The organism is Sphingobacterium alkalisoli (genome assembly GCF_005049105.1).
Lineage (GTDB): Bacteria > Bacteroidota > Bacteroidia > Sphingobacteriales > Sphingobacteriaceae > Sphingobacterium > Sphingobacterium alkalisoli.
Genome location: NZ_SUKA01000001.1, coordinates 772,569 through 791,631 on the forward strand (window position 1 = coordinate 772,569; position 19,063 = coordinate 791,631).

General features: G+C 41.5%; 9 protein-coding genes. 3 read left to right on the plus strand and 6 right to left on the minus strand.

Annotated elements, in window-relative coordinates:
- Window positions 1-113: 113 nt before the first annotated feature.
- Entirely contained in the window at window positions 114-1,217 is a 1,104-nt protein-coding gene (locus FAZ19_RS02825) for a glycoside hydrolase family 88/105 protein (RefSeq protein ID WP_136819074.1), read from the minus strand.
- Window positions 1,218-1,463: 246 nt separating this feature from the next.
- On the minus strand, window positions 1,464-4,595 hold the full coding sequence (locus FAZ19_RS02830) for a ligand-binding sensor domain-containing protein (protein WP_136819075.1): 3,132 nt from the start codon (window positions 4,593-4,595) through the stop codon (window positions 1,464-1,466).
- Window positions 4,596-4,858: 263 nt separating this feature from the next.
- Here FAZ19_RS02830 and FAZ19_RS02835 point away from each other — a divergent pair, with 263 nt between their 5' ends.
- The 3 genes from FAZ19_RS02835 (at window position 4,859) to FAZ19_RS02845 (ending at window position 8,498) form a co-directional block, all read left to right on the plus strand.
- Window positions 4,859-5,947: a family 43 glycosylhydrolase gene (locus FAZ19_RS02835; RefSeq protein ID WP_136819076.1), complete on the plus strand. Its 1,089-nt coding sequence runs from the start codon at window positions 4,859-4,861 to the stop codon at window positions 5,945-5,947.
- A 116-nt stretch (window positions 5,948-6,063) separates the two neighbouring features.
- Window positions 6,064-7,143, plus strand: coding sequence for a glycoside hydrolase family 43 protein (locus tag FAZ19_RS02840; RefSeq protein ID WP_211245419.1), 1,080 nt, complete (start codon window positions 6,064-6,066; stop codon window positions 7,141-7,143).
- A 71-nt stretch (window positions 7,144-7,214) separates the two neighbouring features.
- Complete coding sequence (locus tag FAZ19_RS02845; RefSeq protein WP_136819077.1) at window positions 7,215-8,498, plus strand: Gfo/Idh/MocA family protein; 1,284 nt, start codon at window positions 7,215-7,217, stop codon at window positions 8,496-8,498.
- A 67-nt stretch (window positions 8,499-8,565) separates the two neighbouring features.
- Here FAZ19_RS02845 and FAZ19_RS02850 read toward each other — a convergent pair whose 3' ends face one another.
- The 4 genes from FAZ19_RS02850 to FAZ19_RS02865 all read right to left on the minus strand — a co-directional run bounded on the left by FAZ19_RS02850 (window position 8,566) and on the right by FAZ19_RS02865 (window position 19,034).
- A complete protein-coding gene (locus FAZ19_RS02850) occupies window positions 8,566-12,435 on the minus strand; it encodes a hybrid sensor histidine kinase/response regulator transcription factor (RefSeq protein ID WP_169305547.1) in 3,870 nt (1,289 codons plus the stop codon).
- A gap of 258 nt (window positions 12,436-12,693) precedes the next feature.
- Window positions 12,694-13,677, minus strand: coding sequence for a DUF4973 domain-containing protein (locus FAZ19_RS02855; RefSeq protein WP_136819079.1), 984 nt, complete (start codon window positions 13,675-13,677; stop codon window positions 12,694-12,696).
- Window positions 13,678-13,854: 177 nt separating this feature from the next.
- Entirely contained in the window at window positions 13,855-15,909 is a 2,055-nt protein-coding gene (locus FAZ19_RS02860; protein ID WP_136819080.1) for a RagB/SusD family nutrient uptake outer membrane protein, read from the minus strand.
- Window positions 15,910-15,920: 11 nt separating this feature from the next.
- On the minus strand, window positions 15,921-19,034 hold the full coding sequence (locus tag FAZ19_RS02865) for a SusC/RagA family TonB-linked outer membrane protein (RefSeq protein ID WP_136819081.1): 3,114 nt from the start codon (window positions 19,032-19,034) through the stop codon (window positions 15,921-15,923).
- Between the last annotated feature and the right edge of the window lie 29 nt (window positions 19,035-19,063).

Genomic DNA, 19,063 nt, shown 5'->3' on the forward strand with positions numbered 1-19,063 from the left:
TCTCAATGTGGTGCTTTCCGGTTAATTAATTAGTGAACTATATCAAGATGGAAACTGTAATCTACACCGTATAGGGACAAAATTTCATTTGTTCCTATACGGTGTAGATGTTCTTACTCTCCTAAAAGAGCGGCTGCACACCACAGATAGGGTGCCTGTCCGTGAAGATCTCCGGCATTGCGCGGACGATTAAAATAATGCGCTTTGTCGTTCTTTTTTCCGGTTCCGATACAAACCTCAGTTACGTTATTACGTTGATCGATGTAAGGAATCATCGCTAACCATGCCTTACGTGCGGCCGGAGCATATTCTGCAGCATCCAGCCAGCCCTCCTGCACACCGACGATAAAAGCGTAGGTGAACATGGCCGCTCCAGATGTTTCTGCCCAAAAGGTAGGCTCATCGATCAGCTGATTCCACATCCCACTGGGTTGCTGATAGTTTTTTAAACTTTTCATCATCTTCAGATAACCTTCCATGATGCGGGGACGGTCTTTGTGGTCTTCAGGCATCATGCGTAACAGATTCGGCATGCCAACAGCCATCCAGCCGTCGCCGCGTGCCCAATAGTAAGGTACATCTGGCGCATGATAAAATAATCCGTTGGGACGCTGCAATTCGTCTAAGTACATGACCATTTCCTTAGCGGCGCGATCAAGGTATTTCTTGTCACCGGTCACCTTATAAGCTTCGCCCTGAACTACAGTAATCATGTACATATCGTCTATCCATAAGCGCGTCTGCCAGGAATATCCTTTATCTGCCCACGCTTTTTGTTCAGGTTTGGCGTTTGCCGGTAGTATCCACTGGGTGTCGGCGTATTCCAATCCCATCTTTTTGTACCGCTCGTCTTTTGTAATCTGGTAAAGTTTAAGGGCAAGGCTTCCAAACATATTGTAATCCACATGGTTCATGGGAGGTAGTAATGCTTTTTCCGTCGTAAAGAGCGGTTCGAATTTATCCTGAAGGTGCTTGATAAGCTTTTTGTCGTTAACCTTTAGGGCGTAGTCCAGTGCCCCGTTCCACGTGCATACTTCGGCATAATGGATTGATCTGTCGTATAGTTCATGCTTGCCATTTATAAAATGGTAGGCCAATTGTTTGCCGATCTCTTTAGGGGTTGATCCTTTTGGGAATTGTTTCAACGGGTTTTGTTGTGCCGATAAAAACTGAAAAGAACATATTGTTAATAACAATAAGAAGGATTTTTTTAACATAGGGTTTATATTTATTCAGTGATGACGGATCATGTTACAGATTCGTTGTGTAAGGCTTGTGTTAATAATATAAGTAATATGTGTTTATAATGGTCCCCAACGGAAACTTCATAGACAAAGTTTGTGAATATTTGCCGCTAGAAGTTGCTTGATTGTATCAATAAATTGTTTTTTTGTCTCAATTTGCAAGACAAGAGAGAGGAATGTATTCTTACATCATTAATATGGACTAAGAATCAAAAAACGTCAATTTTTTAGCGGGATCTCCAAAACAAAAACATTCAATTCTTCGGTATTCTTGTCGTAGTAAAGTGAACCGCCATGCAGTTCTGCGAAGGAATATGCTAAAGCCAATCCCAACCCCGATCCTTTGATTCTGTAATGGGAGGATGCGCGCTGGAAAGGTTTAAAAATTTGCTGTACTTCTTCTTCGGTAAGTACGACACCATCGTTTTTAACGTCAATAAAAAAAGTCTCCCGAGTTGGATTTTTACGGAGGCTAATGATAACAATATGTTCGGCGTATTTGATGGCATTGGATAGTAAATTCGAAAGAATTTTATAGATGGTCTCTATGTCAATTAGGGCTTCCAGCTCTTCGTCCATATCCACCTGTAAGCCCAGCTTTTTACTTTCTATCAACGGCGCAAATTCTTGCAAGGCAATTTGTATGAGCTCACTTATTTTTTGTGTTTGAAGCTGTAGTGAAAATTCGCTGCTTTCAATTTTTCGGAAGTCAAGTAAATTGTCCGTCAAAGTGAGAAGTTTTTCCGTGTTCTGCTGGATACTATGTAACCACTTTTCTGTTTTTGTGGTATCAGCGCCCTGAAGTATTTTCTCTAAAGGAGCTTTTATTAAGGTTAACGGTGTCTTGATATCATGCGTAATACGCATAAAAAAGTCCATTTTAGCCTTGTATAATTCCTGTTCTTTATGGTTTTTAATAACTTCGAGACGTTGTCTGTTCTTTTCCTTGATACGCTGATCATAGATAGACAAGGCATAGTACAAGAGCAAGAACGTCAAAATTGCATATACAATAAAGGCGGGAGTGCTCGCCCAAAAAGGAGGTTTTATGCTAATATGTAAGTTTTTTTGTTCGGAAATTGGCGTACCATTGGCATCTGTTGCCATCACTTCAAAGCGATATTTGCCGGGAGGGATCTTCGTAAAGTTTGCTTTCCCATTCGTGCGCAAAAATGTCCAGGCGGTATCCAGACCTACTAATCGGTATCGATACGAGGTAGATTTGGCAGATACAAAGTTTAAGGCTGCAAAATCAATGCTGATAGTTGATTCGTCATGGTTTAACGTAATATGGTTTGTATAAATGACCGACTGGCTTAGGTTGCCATCACGTCCGCCGATTGTTAGCTCCCGTTGATGGGTTTGAATGCCGGTAATAAATACCGGAGCACGTAGGTCGGTGTTAAAATGCTCTGTCATCCGTAGGGGATCAAAACGAACTAATCCTTTTGAAGAGCCAAAATACAGGAGACCTTTGCTGTCCTTAAAAACAGAGTTATAGTTGAATTGAAGTCCCAAAAGCCCCAACTCGGTATCAAATAAATCAATCTTGTGTGTATGAATATTCATTTTGACAAGTCCACGTGAAGTGCTAATCCATAGGTTTTGACGCGCATCTTCTTCGAATCCCAGAATCAGGTTACTGGGCAATCCGTCATGTTTAGTGATTCTGTGGAAACTGCCAGTCTTTTCTTGCCAAAGTGCAATTCCACTTTCTGTCGCAATCCAAATGTTGTCTTCAGAATCCTGAAATACTTTATTGGCGCGGTTGCTGTTAAGAGATTGCCTATCTTCTGCATCGTGAAGATAACGTGCAACTTTTCCAGTTGCTGGCGACAACTTTATTAATCCATCACGCCAGGTTGTCAGCCAAATATCTCCTTGTTTATCTTCATAAATAGAGGTATACCAAATATGACGTTCCAAATGCCTTAATGTTTGGAACCGATCTTCTCCCGGGAAAAATTCATAGGCTCCACGGGAAGTTGCTACTAGAATTCTGCCTGCCCTTGTTCGATATATAGAGAAGACAAAATTATCACCAAGCCTGCCTTGTGTATTCTTGTTGTCAAAATGCTTGATTACCTTCTTCGTACGTACGTCTACGACATCCATCCCCTGATGAAAAGTGCCGACCAAGAGGCTATCGCCAGCGATTGCGAGTCCATGAATGTTACTATGGGCTAGATTCGTTTTTTGGCCTAACGTAAGAAAACTATTTTCGCGCTGATTCCAGACGGTGAGACCATGATCTTCTGTACCTATCCAAATATTTTGGTCGCGATCCTCAATTATTTCCCGTATGGCATGCCCCTGAATAGAATTGGTGGTAGATCTCGGAAATATTTTTTCAAAGTACGTATGTTGGGGATGGTAGTATTGGATACCACCAAAATAGGTGCCGATCCACATGCCGCCCTGGTGGTCTTTACAGAGTGTGTAGATCGCATTGTCTGTAAGACTCCAGGGGTTGTCTTTCTCGTGTCGTAATATGTGGTACCGGTCCTCTGATGTGTTGTAGATAAATACGCCTGCTTCAGATCCAATCCACAGAGATGTATCGTTAAATTGGAGGATGTCCCGGATGTATAAGGGTGTAAAGGGAAACGGGGAGGCGATAACCTGCTTAATTGTTTGCTTTTTTGCATCATACTTAAATAATCCCTCTTTCGAGGTTCCCATCCAGATATTGTTTTCTTTGTCTACAAATAGCTTTTTGACCTCTGTCGTTATGGTGGAGGTGATGGGTAAGCTGTATGTATGTTTCGTGTTTAGTGAAATGAGTTTTTTTTCTGCGCCGATCCATACTTGTTTATTATTGTCAAAGCAGAAGCTGGAAACTACATATTGCTTACGATAGGTTTTTTGCTCTAGTGTCTTCCGAATGACGTCATAGTAAAACAGCTCATTATTAGCAATGAACCAGATATTTCCAGAAGGATCCTCTTCAATTTTTACAATTTCCCTGTTATGTACTTCCGGCAAATCGGCGAATTTTTCGGTTCGCGGATCAAATATATTTACGCCTTGATCAGTACCTATCCAAAGCTGATTGTCACTGCTTACAGCCATACTATGAATAAAGTTACTACCGAGTCCACCACTGGTTTCGGTGTCAGCGTAAAAGTGTTTGAAACTGTATCCATCAAATCGATTCAATCCGTCGCGTGTACCAAACCACATAAAGCCATCTTTATCTTGTACACTGCATAGAATAGCATTATTAGAAACGCCATTTTCGACTTGATAATGGTTAAAATAATATACTTGTGCGGAGATTTGAAAAATGGGAATACATAGCAGCGTAAAAAAAGAGATAAATAGCAGTGCCGAAGACTTATGAGTTCTCATGAATGATACAATTTGAGTTTATTTTGAATTAAAATGACAATTTTTTGCAAGCTGTAATTTTCAACTTTGCTCTCACTGATTGATAATTCAGTCTGATAATCTATTCTTTGGAATGGATTATCATCAATTGCGGTTCATAATTCGTACCCGATTACAATTATAAGCAAAAGATAGAATATACAAATGATCGTTACAAAATACAATTTGTCAGAAGCAGAGACTCGTCGCAAGCAAACGGCATCTATAGCGGAGGATTGAAAGGGATGATTATAAATAGAAGTACTTACCTGATTTTTATAATTAGCGTATTTGGAATCATATTTCTCTTGTGGTCCTGTCAAATTTTTGATTCTAGGACGGATTATAAGGAATCTGATGCGCTTAGAACGTATACTAACCCCGTGTTTGAACCCATTCTAGCCGATCCAACGGTGATTAGAGATGACAGCACAGGTTTTTTCTATGCCTATGGAACTGAAGATAACTGGGGAGATGGGAAAGGAAACCGATTGATGCCGATTCTGCGGTCTAAAGATTTGGTTAACTGGAGCTATGTGGGTAACGTGTTTAATGAAAAGCCCGCTTGGAAAAATCAAGGCGGTTTATGGGCTCCGGATATAAATAAGATCAACGGTAAATATTATCTGTACTATTCCTATTCGCTTTGGGGGGACAGGGATCCAGGTATTGGACTGGCAATAGCAGATCAGGCGGAGGGACCGTTCCATGATAAAGGTAAGCTATTTACAACCCGTGAGGTGGATGTTCCCAATTCGATAGATCCGTCTTTTTATGAAGAGGATGGAAAGAATTTTCTATTTTGGGGAAGCTTTGGGAACGGACCATCACAAGGAATCCATGGTATTCCGTTGGCCGCAGATGGAGCAAGTGTACCCGATTTAAAGAGAAAATTTAAGGTAGCGGCCGGTGATTGGGAAGCTGCAATGATCCATAAGAAAGATGGATATTATTATTTCTTCGGTTCTAAAGGAAGCTGCTGTGATGGAGCGAATAGTCAATACCATGTGCTTGTTGCGAGGGCCACATCCCTAAAAGGGCCATATCTCGATAAATCTGGAAGAGATATCAATGAACGTGGAACAGGAACAGTGTTGCTGAAAGGTAATGAATGGATGGTCGGACCGGGGCATCATAGCAAAATAATTCAAGATGGAGAAGGTACAGATTGGTTACTATACCATGCGATCCAAAGAGATAAAGCAAAGGTTTCTAGTGGAGCTAGTAGACGCGTATTGATGCTGGATAAAGTAGTATGGTCAGACGGCTGGCCGTCGATTGGAGAAGGTGTACCGATGAAGCAATCAGTTTATGCACCTGTATTTAAAAATTAATGAATGATGAAACCGAGATGTAAATAATATAGATAAACAATAATGATTATCTTCGATGAGCTCGCAAGCTCGGTTATTTACATCGAGCTCTCATCAACCACTGAAAAAAATAAGAAATGATGAAAAAGAGTATTTTAATGTTGTTGGTATGCAGCTTATCTTGCATTTCCACGAGTTTTGCACAGTCCAATAACCCGTTAGAGGTGGCTTTTGGTGACCCTTTTATCGTGTATGACGAGACCTCAGATCGGTACTATATGTATGGAACTGGAGGTGTGGAGAACGGTTTCATGGCATATGCTTCCGACGATTTGAAGAACTGGGAAAGTCAGGGCACCGTATATACTGCGAAACAGGATAAAGCTTGGGGAACGAAAGATTTTTGGGCTCCAGAAGTGTATAAGCGGGGCGGTAAGTTCTATATGTTCTACAGTGCGCATTGGAAAGAAAATCCAACCAACGAATTAGAAAACTATCGGATCGGTATAGCCGTGTCGGATAGTCCTACTGGTCCGTTTATGGATATGACAGGAGGTCCATTATTTGATCCAGGATATCCGGTCATCGATGGAAATGTCTATTTCGGCGAAGATGGTAAATTATATCTTTACTACTCAAGGTGCTGCTATAAACATCCTGTACAATCGGAAATCGCGGATTGGGCTAAAAAAGAAGGCTTGTATCAGGAAATTGAGGAAAGTTGGATTTATGGAGTGGAGCTCGCTGCCGATTTCTCTGCTGTTATTGGTGAGCCGAAATTACTACTGCGTCCTCCCGTATCTTTAGCGGATAAGCAATCGGAGTGGGAAAGTCGTTCGGTGACTTCACGCGAAGTAAATAGAAGATGGACAGAAGGTTCTTATCTTTTTAAAAAAAATGATGTATATTACATGATGTATTCGGCAAATCATTTTGGAGGCGAGAACTACGCTGTAGGTTATGCAACTGCGTCGCAACCGCTAGGGCCTTTTGAGAAATCTGCAAGTAATCCAATTTTGGAAAAAAATACAGATGAGGGGGGTGTCGTGTCGGGCACGGGACATAACAGTATATTAAAAGACCGTGACGGAAAAATATGGTGCGTATATCATGCCCGAACAAAAGAAACTGGTAATGAAAGACTGGTTTTTTTAGATGCATTGGAAGTGTTACCCGACGGTAAGCTAGTCGTACATGGACCGACAGTCAAACCTTAAATTAAAGCCGCATACTATTTGTTTAACGCTATCTCTCGCTGCAGCAGCGGGAGGATAAATTTTATCAAAAAATGAATAGAAAAGATTTTTTAAAGGCTTCTGCTATTTTTGCGGCTTCCAGCATGTATTCGGGCGCACATGCTTTCACGTTACAAAACGGAAAAATTAGAGTAGGCGCTATTGGGGTGAACGGTATGGGCTGGTCTAACTTGAACGCTTTGTTGAAGGATGATAAGGTAGTATGTACTGCTTTATGCGACGTAGACGAGAATGTTCTTCAGAAGCGGAGCGACGAACTCGCGCAGCGTGGTATAACCGTAAAGCGGTATGTCGATTACAAGGAGTTGTTACGAGATAACGTGGTAGACGCTGTTATTATCGCGACTCCCGACCATTGGCACACATTACAGATGGTAGATGCGGTAAATGCAGGAAAACATGTATACGTAGAGAAACCTATCGGTAATTCGATTAAAGAATGCGAAGTAATGGTAGCTGCTGCACAGCGTAACAAGAGCATCGTGCAGGTTGGACAATGGCAACGCAGCCAGAAACATTTTCGGGATGCAATCGATTTTGTACATTCTGGGAAGCTCGGCAAAATACGACAGGTGAAAGCATGGTCATATGTAGGCTGGAAGAAAACTATTTCAAACAAACCTGATGCACCTATTCCTGCAGGGGTACATTACGATAAATGGCTAGGACCTGCACAGAGTAGACCATTTAACCCAAATCGGTTCCATTTTGAATTTAGGTGGTTTTGGGATTACGCCGGTGGATTGATGACGGACTGGGGAGTACATATGCTCGATTACGCGCTTTTAGGGATGAAAGTGTCAGATCCGATCTCCATCATGGCCTCTGGAGGTAAGTTTGCGGATCCTAATGGTGCAGCAGAAACCCCGGATACGTTGACTGCAGTGTATCAATTTGATGATTTTAACATACAATGGGAACATGCGCTCGGATTGGATTTGGGGCCGTATAACCGCACGCATGGGGTCGCATTTATTGGGAATAATGGTACCTTGGTCTTGGATCGAGGAGGATGGGAGGTCATTTCGGAAAAAGACAAGGGGATCACCGTGCCGTTAAAAAAATCATCAGATAATGGGTTAGAAAAACATATGGTAAACTTTGTGGATGCCATCGTTAAAAAAGATGCCAGCATGCTAAATGCACCGATTGAGGCAGGAGCGCATATTGCAGCTTTTTCACAGATGGGAAATATTGCATATCGGACAGGCAAAAAATTGTTCTGGGATAAGAAATATAGAAAATTTACCGATCGTGAAGCCAATAAGTACTTGGTATCCGAGTATCATAATGGGTATAAATTACCAAATGTATAAAGATCTTTTCGGTGAAGCTTTCGTTTGAGGAAGGCTTCATCGAAAAGATCTTCCAAAGTTATGTTTATTAAATAAATTCTTTGGGAGAAACCCCGTATTCTGCTTTAAAACATTTTGCAAAATAGGATGAAGAACTAAATCCTACTTTATAATATATTTCTGAAATCCGGTATTCTCGCGATCTCAATAATTCGGCCGCTTTTTCTAATCTTACTTTACGCAAGTACTCATTAGGAGATAACCCGGAGATACTTTTGAGCTTGCGATAGAAATTCGAACGACTCATAAAAAGTTTCTCGGCTAATGAATCGATCGAAAAATCATATTCCTCTAAGTGAGCCAATACCTCGTTGTTTACTTTTTTAAGAAAATCCCTGTCTTTGTTTGTCAAATGATCGGCAGTATTGACTAGATCCTGGATCTTGGACGTGTTAGACTGAAACGCAAGGCGAAGTTTGTACAGATTTTCAATTTGCATTTTTAGATATGTCAAGGAAATAGGCTTTTCCAAATAGACTTCTGCGCCTTGTTCTAGACCAAATAATTTTGCCTCTTCATTTGATTTCGAAGTAAGCATAATAATGGGGATGTGACAAAAAGCCAGCGTAGACTTTACATATTTTGTGAGCTGATAGCCATCTACCAACGGCATCATGACATCAGTAATAATTAGTGAAATAGCATGATCATTCAAATAATCTATAGCGAGTTGCCCGTTTTTTACCCAAGTGACTTCGAACTGTTCCATTAAGTTTTCCTGAATAATAGTTCCTAGTTCTTCATTATCCTCTACGAGCAGAATAGTGATGTCGAATTGTTTGGCAACTGTCTGATTCTCGGGTACCGTTACATTATTTACGATTTCCTCTTTAGCTTTAATCAGAAGATCATCGGATAGTGGTATCTCGAGGATAAAGGTGGCGCCATGTGGTAGGTTGTCCGTCACGGTCAATGCTCCTCCATGAAGTTCGGCAAGGTTTTTTGCGAAAGATAAGCCTATGCCTGTTCCTGAATAGTTCTTACTATCGATCTGATAAAAGGTATCGAATATTTTGGTTTTTTCACTATCCGGAATACCCGCACCGTCGTCGCTGATTCGTATTTGAAATTTTTTTTCAAATAATTCCAACGTAATCGAAATATACGATTGTGTGTATTTAAACGCATTACCGATAATGTTGAACAGAATTTTAGCAATAGCATCCGAGTCAATATTAACGTGGAGGCTTTCATATTGCAAGTGCTTATTTAGCCGAATATTTTTATATTCACTGGCAGCGTCGAATTGTTGACAAATGTCTTCAATCACGTTAATAAGATCCGTTTGCTGATAATGCAATGCTGTTTTACTGTTGTCTAATTTTTGAAAATCAAGAACCTGATTTACTAAGGTTAACAGGTAGTTGACATTCCTATTTAAAATTGAAAGGTACCTTTTTGATGTTGAAGTCTCTGTTTGTCTTAATTTTTCGACCGGAATACTGATCAGTGTCAATGGTGTCCGTATCTCATGCATCAAATTAATAAAGAAATCAATCTTTGATTGATATACTTTCTGTTCCTGTTCATCTTTATACCGCTTGAACTTTAATTTAAGTTGCCTCCTGTGGTACTGTTTGTAGTAATTGATTAAGGAGTAGATAATACCGGATAACAATAGCAGATAAATAATCTTGGCCAAATTGGATTGCCACCAAGGATAGGAAATACTTATTTTCAAACGTTTTGTTTCTGAACTCCATACCTCATCATTATTTGACCCTTTAAGTAAGAAAGTATAGTTTCCAGGGCTTAAATTATTGTAAGATATGATATTTGATTTCGTTTGAATCCAGTCTTTATCCAAACCGTCTAATTTATATCGAAATTTGTTTTTATGGGAGCCCTCAAAGCTGAGTGTAGCGAAATCAAGTTGAATGTTATTTTGATTAAATTTCAGTTGAATAGGCTTACTATCGTCTGTAAACGGATTGAAATCATTATAGGTTGAAAGAATATCTCCATTTATCAACTGTACCTTGGTGATGTATGTAGGAGGAACATAGCTGTTGTTTACGAAGTTGTCGGGTTCAAAAAATTGGAAACCATTGACACTGCCGAACAAAAGAGCTCCTTTTTTTGTTTTAAACGTTGCATTAAAGTTAAATTGATTACTCGACAGTCCATCTTCCTTCGTGAAGGAAGTGCTTTTATTTAGTTGACTGGAAGATAGGCGCGTTAACCCCATGTTGCTAGACACCCATAGATATCCCAGATTGTCTTCGTTTATGGCATAAATTACTTGATTGGGCAAAAAAGTGTTACTGGTGTCAATGGGTGAAAAGCGTTCTTTTTTTGCATCAAAACATAGAAGTCCTTCACCGTTAGTCCCTGTCCAAATATTTTCTTTTTTATCCTGATATACGGAGATAATCGAATTGGTAGTGATTTTTTGAGCCGCACTACCATTTGCATAATAGTGTGTCAAACTATTATTTTCAATATGAAACTTAAAAATGCCGGCGTTTTCTGTTGCAATCCAGAGCTGTTTCTTCTTATCCTCTACGAGATCGACGACCGACACCATAGATCCTACTAAATTTAACGTTACAAAGTTATCTTCTATGGCATTGTATCGATTGATACCCCAGGAAGTTCCTACGTAAATATTTCCATCTGAGCACTTGTACAGAGCCAGCACATCATCGCTTGTAATTGTCCTATTGTTGTTCTTAGAATAAGTGTAATTTTTTATCGTTTGGTTAACAAGGTTCCACTTTTTTAACCCCTTGCCCATGGTTCCTATCCATAGATGATTGCCTTCATATAGTAATGATTTAATTTCCGTATGCAACACCGATGGAGGTATGCCTATTTGACTTATTTGTTTGGTTTCGGGATCAAAGAGACGTAGTCCATTCTTTGTACCTATCCAGATATTTCCGTGATTGTCTTCCGCAAAAGTATGTATTATCTTAATACGCTCGAGCCCTGGGTATTGCGAATCAAAAGATAATATAGGTTTATTAGGTTTAGGTAGATAGTTCACACCGCCTATAGAAGTTCCAAACCACAAGCCTCCCTCTTTATCTCGGGTGATACTGCTGATAGTCTCGTCGCCGAGATTGCTTTGATTTTGCTTTCCTAGATTCCGGATTTCCTCACGGTAGATATCAAATGCATAAATCCCCCAGTCTGTAGCTAACAGCGTTTCAGTTGCATTGTAGCTGGAAAATTTTCTCAGTTTTCCGAAACGGTCTTCTGCGAAAGGCAGGTACTGTATTTTTTTAGAAAATAGATCAAGTATTCCAATAAACGCCTTCTCTGTCGTAAACCATAACCGGTTATCCATGACGAATAGTTCCTTCGCAATAAAACCATCGGCAAGTTGATACTCATTAATAAGCTTTCCTTCTTTCGAAAACTCTTGAATTTCACCATATTTAGATGAGATAAATACGGTATTTTGGGTGCTGAGAACGGCATCCCATACAAAGCTGATATTACGGCTATTTTGTTTCAGCTGTTTCGTTTTTAGATTATATATGAAAAAACCTTGCCCAAATGTCGTCATCCATATGTGATCTTTACCCATATGAAATATACCGGTTACTTCGGCGTTAATACCGACGTGGTAACGCGTGACCGTGTTGAACTTGGCAAATTCATTTTTGTATCGATTATAAATATAGACCCCATTCGTTGTGCCTACCCATATCTGTTCTTCAGCATCTTCAAATAAAGTTCTGATATTGTTGTTTCCTAAGCTTGTCGAATCGGTGTAACTTTTTTGGAAGGATTTAAACACTTTCCCGTCGAACCGATTTAATCCATCTGAAGTGCCAAACCAGAGGAATCCTTTGCTATCTTGCAAGCTACACCATACGGTATTATGGGACAGTCCATCCTCCACTAGATATTTTTTTAGGTGCAGATGCTGGGCTGATATAATATGCACGAAACATATGGTATATATATAAAGGATCGCAATAAATTTCATGGTATGAATGGAATGAACGTTTTGGTATTTTATTTCGGTTTACTTTGGATAATTATGAAGTGAGATAATGTGACTAATTTACATATTTTTTTGAACATACTAAGGTTCAATACTATAAAAAATGAAGCAACTCCTTCTGTCTATGTCCAACTCTGGAGAAGTAAACATTGACAAAAGGAGTAAGGACATAATAGAATAGTAGCAAGCACTTGTTAACTACCACAGTATGGCCTGATCTTCGTCAGGGATCTGGGTATTTAATTGCCGATGCAATGTAACCGATCCTGTAACAACATAGTTAATATCAACCGTTGAAATCATCGTGTAATCGGTAAATTCATAGTCGATATTATTGATGGTGATGTAGCGATGCAGTAAATACGGACGGACTGCATCCATCTGTTCGGCTATGGTATAACTCGCATCTTTGTTCAATTTAAAATCCATTTCTGGATTATCGGACCAGAACCTTACTCCACCCGTTTGGTTGAAGGTGGCATAGACTTTATAGTTGCGTCTATCCTGCCGATCCTCATCAATATTTCCTGCGTAAAAAAAGATTGTATTTTCATCTACCACATAGCTTCGTATCTCACTTTTAACAATCGGCGTCTCATCTTCATAACCTTTCATGTTTGTTTTCAATGCTGTACCGCTGTAAGTACCTGAGTAATTATTAAAGGGATTAACTCGCAGGAGGGCTTTTCGATAGTGTTTCCGTGGATGGCTATTGTAATTACCAGAGGGATCATCTAAGATCGTTAAGGGAAGTACCCATTTTTCTGTCATATCGATATCTTTAAACGTAAAATCTATAGGCATTAAGGCCGTGTTCTCGCCGGATTTAATGCCTATTTGGGATGGGATCGTGAAATATGTGGCGCTCAGCTGCCGGTAGTAAAAGTCTTCCCGATTTTGGAATCGCTCGAAGTTTAACGTCTGCAAAGTGTCGGGATCAACGGCGATACTGACGCTTAGGTCTTTTGAATTTGTGGTTGATCCACTGACGATTAAAGGTTGCTGGAAAGTCGTCTTTCCCTCACCTTTGTACCGGACATAGATATTGGTTATCCCTTCATTTATCAGAGGTGCTTTAAATGATACAAAATTTTCATACAGTTCATCTGTCCATTCGTCGTTGCATGAACTACAAAGGATAAACAATGAAAGCAAAAAGAGTGATATATAGGTCTTTTTCATCGGTATAATTTGTTTTTTAATTGCGATGAAACTATTATATTTATTCAAACCACACGGTGACATGAATAGATATGATGGTTTCATTTGAAATCTTATTTACTTTTATAATTGTGAAGCGGACACGAGCTTTCGTCTATAAGGAACAGCTCCCGGCCCCTTCACATGTCGTAATTTTTTCTAGTCGTTATAGGTCCATCCAGGATTTTGTGTAAGCCGGCTATTCCGTTTCAGCTCGCTATGGCTGATTGGCCAAAACCACATCTTATCGGCAAAGGTAGTCTTAAGTGTCCAGATAGCGACAGGTCGATGGAAAAGATCTCTTTCTTCAGCATTCATAAGAATATTACAGCCATATACAGGTAATGCCTCTTCTATCGGTGCGTCCATCCAGCGGCGCAGATCGTAATAGCGCTGTCCTTCACCCATAAGCTCGATAAAGCGTTCGCGTTTCAATGTTCTTCTTAATTCGGTCTTGTTTGCATAAACGGTTGTGGGATAGTCTGGTACGCCGCCACGAATACGTACGGGATGGATACCGCGTTGCATCTGGCTAATATCACGACTGATCGCGTAATTTTCACCACGCCAGGAGGGAATACTGTACGAACCATCCAGCTCATTTAGCGCTTCGGCATAGATCAGTAAAATATCCGCATAGCGTATTGCAGGCTCGGCTTTTAATACAACACGAGAATCATTTCCACCCTCATAGGTATCACTCGGATGTACATATTTTTTTACACCAAAGCCGGTACGTAACCAGTAGGCATTTGAAGAGTTGAACCCATTACCTCGGGTATCATCGCGGTAATAGAACACCTGCTGATTACGGTTTTCTTCCCTCGTTTCATTAAGTAGGGTCCAGAAGCTTCCGTTATAGGCAACAGAAGCATAGAAGCGCGGTTCACGGTTTGCATATTGCAAAGAAACACCCGCTCGGAGCGGTTTGTACTTGCCGGTAGCATAATCTTCTGCCGATACATAACCACTTAAGCGTTCCGAACCGTCACCACGACCGATTTCCTTATCCTTTCCGGGTGCATCCTTTCCATCGTTCATATAATAAGCATCGACCAATTTTTGGGTAAGCCCATGCGTATTCCAACCGGTGGCCGAACGAGGCAAGCAGTGAATAACCATAGCGCGGACACTTTCCCCGTCCTGATTATTACCACGGGTAAAGATCAGTTCCGGATTTCCAGAAGGTAAAAGCGTTCCGTCAAATACCTGTGCATAGGATTTGGCCGGATCGATATTGGCCCAACCATTCGGCCAAGATTGTTCGGAAAAATTATTGTCCTTGGGAGGGATAACGGTCGCGTCATCACCAGTCTCCTGTAGAGGTGCGAAATAAAGCTGGTAGACACCGAGCTCGATAACATCTCTCGCAGCTGCTGCAGCCTTTGCCCACTTTTCTTCCTGATAGTCTGGCGAAAGCAGTGGTTTTCCTGTATCATCGGTCAGTCTTGACGCATAACCTGAAGTATTTCCATTCGCCAAGGGGCTTGCTGCATACAATAAGGCTTTGGCACGGGTCGCCAATGCCGCCCCGGAGGTCGGGCGCGCGGATCCGTCCTGACCGCGGTCCATTCCCAAGGTCTGCATTTCTTTGGCAGCCTGTAACATTTCGTTGCTGATGTAGTTCGCGCAATCTTCATAGGTACTTCGCGGGGTGGCCAGTTCTTCATAACTGTTTGTGTAATCTAATCCTTCATCGGGCAATAAGGGAATCGGACCGTATTTACGAAGGAGTAGCCAATAGAGATAAGCTCGTGCGAAACGGGCCTGTCCACGGTAGTCTTCGATTTCAGTTGCTGACATTTCCTCATTCATATACACGTTGTGAATAAATGTCGTCGCATTCCGTATGCCTCGGTAGCATTGTATCCAAGTACCTTGTTTGTCGTTTTCCGTATAAAGGCCTGTTTTAAACATATTGTACGACAATTCGTTCTTTGAAGGGTCATAGTCTTTGTCCCTATCGCCATAATACATATCGTCGGCAAAATTATGTGGTGTAACGCCTTTACTGGCTACATCAGCGTTGATCCCTTTGAACTCTTCGAATACATGTGCCAACCATTGTTCGGTATAGACTTTGCTTTTAAACGTTTTCTCTAAGGTGATCCGGTCTTTAAAAAATTGATCGGATTTCAGGAAATCTTTTTTACAGGAAGAAATGATGCTCGTGCTCAGCACAAGTAATAGCACAAAATATATTTTCTTTTGCATCGCTTTTCAATTTATAAGTTAACACTTAGACCCAAGGTAAATGATTTAGCAGGAGGGTAGTCTTCCCCTCGTGCACTGGCCAGCTCTGGATCCCAAAGCTTAAATTTCGACCACGTCAATAGATTGGTGCCGACCAAAAAAATGCGGATGTTATTGGTCTTGATTCGGTTAGCCAGGTGCTTTGGAATGGAATAGCCGATGTCTACGGTTTTGAGACGTATGTACTGTCCGTCACGCAGCCAATAGGTCGATTCACGAAAATTATTAGGGTTTGCTCCAAAACTTAAACGAGGATAAGAGGCGTTGGGATCTTCGGTGGCTGGGTCTCCGGAAATATCAGCCGAAATCCAACGGTTTTCACCCATCATACCTTTCATGACCTGTCCCCATTCACCTTCACTGAACGCATAAACAGTTTTTCCATAGGTATAGAACGAGGACTTGCCTGCTCCCTGTAAGTGAAAGTTAACATCTAGTCCTTTCCAGCTGGCGGACGCACCTATACCGTAAATCAGATTGGGTCTTCTGGTGGCACCAACAACCACCCGGTCGCCGTCGTCGATCACACCATCTCCGTTAACATCTTTATACTTGATATCACCTGGCTGGTAGGCACCAAAAGTCTGCACTGGACTATTTCGAATATCGTCGTAGTCCTTAAAGAGACCTAAGGAAATTAGTCCTCTGTTTTGTTCGACACGGTAGCCTTCGCGATTTTGATATCCATACACATTGTTTTCTTCATCTCTTTCTAGGGTAACATTTTTACTATATGTGATATTACTTCTGGCCGTTAAGTTTACCTCGCCGGCCCGTTGCTTGTATTCAAAGCGCCCGTCAAATCCGCGAGACTGCACAGCACCCACGTTGGCTCTAGGTATGCTTTCTAAACCCACTATTGCAGGTAAAAACTCCCGTGACATGTAGATGCCGGTACGTTCTTCATCAAAAAAATCAAGATTGGCAACGATTTTGTCTCGAAATAGCGCGATATCAAAACCGAGGTTCTGTTTCGTCGCCATTTCCCAGGTAACATATGGCGCGGCAACTTGTGAAAACCGCATGCCGCCGTAATACCTGTTCAAACCGTAATCGGCCCACTGATAGCCTCCTTCGGGTATCCAGGTGTTATTCTCGGTACGGCCAATTTCCGAGATAGTATACAAATAAGGGAAGCGCTCTCCGCCAGCTAACTGATCGTTTCCTACTCGTCCCCAGGAATAACGGATCTTGAACATATTCATCCAATCGATATTCTCCTTGATCAAAGGCTCTTCCGATATATTCCAGGCACCTGAAACTGCAGGAAAAAAACCATATTGCTGCCCACGGGCAAAATTTTCTGAACCGGTATAGCCAAAATTGAAATCGACAGAATAACGGTATTTCCAGTTATAAGTCGCGCGACCAGCTAAACCCTGATTCCTTCTGGATATCCCATTTTTGATATCACCACCAATGTCTACCGTACGCACGAACGCGTCATGGGTATATCGGACCACTCCTCCTAGATTATGGTTTCCTACGCGTCGGTCGTAATTAAACATCAGATCCAGGAATTCGAGTCTGTCACCAGTCGAAGTACTGGCCTGCTGTAACTCCTGAGGTGCTGAAACATGCGTAAATATAAGATTTCCATTTTCGTCGCGGGCACGTTCCGCACGCCACTGTTCCGGCCATTTACGACGTTGAATATTACTGTCGTTGTTCGTGTCAAAACCGAAAATTCCGCGCGCACGAAGTCCTTTTGTAATAAAATCGAAATTTTGTTCTAAGGTTACATTGGTCTGTATATTATTCCGCCAATTCTCATTATAACCTGTTTGCGTGGCCACTACCCAAGGATTTGTTTGGTTGCCGGTGCCGATAGCTGGTACACGTCCATCGGAGTACAGTACAGGGGTACGGATAGGAGAATAGCCGAAAAGTACCCCCCAGAAATCGGTATCTCCTAATCCCGGACTGTTCCGCTTGCTGAGTGAGCCCGCAACCCCCAACTTAAGCAATGTTGTTTTCGTGATGTTGATATCGGTGTTTGCTCGGTAGTTCCAGCGACCGTAATTGGCGTTGGTATTATAATCATCCTGTAGTGTCTCATCAATTTTGTACATCCCACCTTCATTGATATAGCTTCCCGAGACGAAATAGCGCGCGGTAGAACCGCCTCCGCTCATATTGAGGTTAGCTCGATAGGTCATGGCACCGTCATTCAATAGCAGGTCTTTCCAATCCACATTCGGGTATAAATCAGGATCCAGCCCCAGGCGTAAGATATCCAACTCTTCAGACTGGTAAATCGGTTCATGATTGCGGGTAATGCGTGCTTCATTCAGCAAGCTAGCGTACGTAACACCGTCTTCGAACTCGGGCGTGATGGTTCTCGTATTGTAGATGGTCTCATCCTTAAAGCTGATATTAATTTTGCCTTCTTTACCGCGTTTGGTTGTAATCAAGATAACACCGTTAGCACCTCTTGAACCATATATAGCGGTCACTGCCGCATCTTTCAATACGGTGAATGTCTCAATATCTTCAATATTGATTTCGTCCAGGTTACGCTCAATATTATCAACCAACACCAAGGCGGCGGATCCGCCGCCAAAAGTGGAGATTCCCCGAATCCAGAATTCAGAGATATTTTTGCCGGGCTGTCCGGATTGTATCATCGCCATGACACCGGGTACATTTCCAGCGAGTGCATTTGACAGGCTCGACGTGGGATTTGATTTCATATCGTTCACGTCTACCACGCTAACGGCGGCACTAAGTGATAATCTACTCTGAGGGCCAGTTCCCGTTACCACCACCTCGTCCAGCACGCTCATCTCTGATTCCTGCAACGTGACATTAATATTGAATACATCTTTGACCAATATTTCTTGTTTGTCGTAGCCTACGTACGAGAACGTGAGCTTTTTATATTGTTCTACTTTTATTTTGTATTGGCCATTGTTATCTGTAACGGCACCTAAGCCCGGTGCATCTGTTACAAAAACACTGACACCAACTAAAGGTGTTTTTGCTGCGTCGACAACAACTCCACGTACTTCTACGATTTCCTGAGCCAGCGCACTTAAAGTGGCGCTGAGAAGTATCACACAGGTTAGTAAGAATCTATTTATCATACCATTCTCTAGCTTTAGTTTAATTTACA

Bases quoted from the DNA above. Each gene is read 5' to 3' on its own strand.
- FAZ19_RS02825 (WP_136819074.1), bottom strand. From the start codon at position 1,217: ATGTTAAAAAAATCCTTCTTATTGTTATTAACAATATGTTCTTTTCAG.
- FAZ19_RS02830 (WP_136819075.1), bottom strand. From the start codon at position 4,595: ATGAGAACTCATAAGTCTTCGGCACTGCTATTTATCTCTTTTTTTACG.
- FAZ19_RS02835 (WP_136819076.1), top strand. From the start codon at position 4,859: ATGATTATAAATAGAAGTACTTACCTGATTTTTATAATTAGCGTATTT.
- FAZ19_RS02840 (WP_211245419.1), top strand. From the start codon at position 6,064: ATGATGAAAAAGAGTATTTTAATGTTGTTGGTATGCAGCTTATCTTGC.
- FAZ19_RS02845 (WP_136819077.1), top strand. From the start codon at position 7,215: ATGAATAGAAAAGATTTTTTAAAGGCTTCTGCTATTTTTGCGGCTTCC.
- FAZ19_RS02855 (WP_136819079.1), bottom strand. From the start codon at position 13,677: ATGAAAAAGACCTATATATCACTCTTTTTGCTTTCATTGTTTATCCTT.
- FAZ19_RS02860 (WP_136819080.1), bottom strand. From the start codon at position 15,909: ATGCAAAAGAAAATATATTTTGTGCTATTACTTGTGCTGAGCACGAGC.
- FAZ19_RS02865 (WP_136819081.1), bottom strand. From the start codon at position 19,034: ATGATAAATAGATTCTTACTAACCTGTGTGATACTTCTCAGCGCCACT.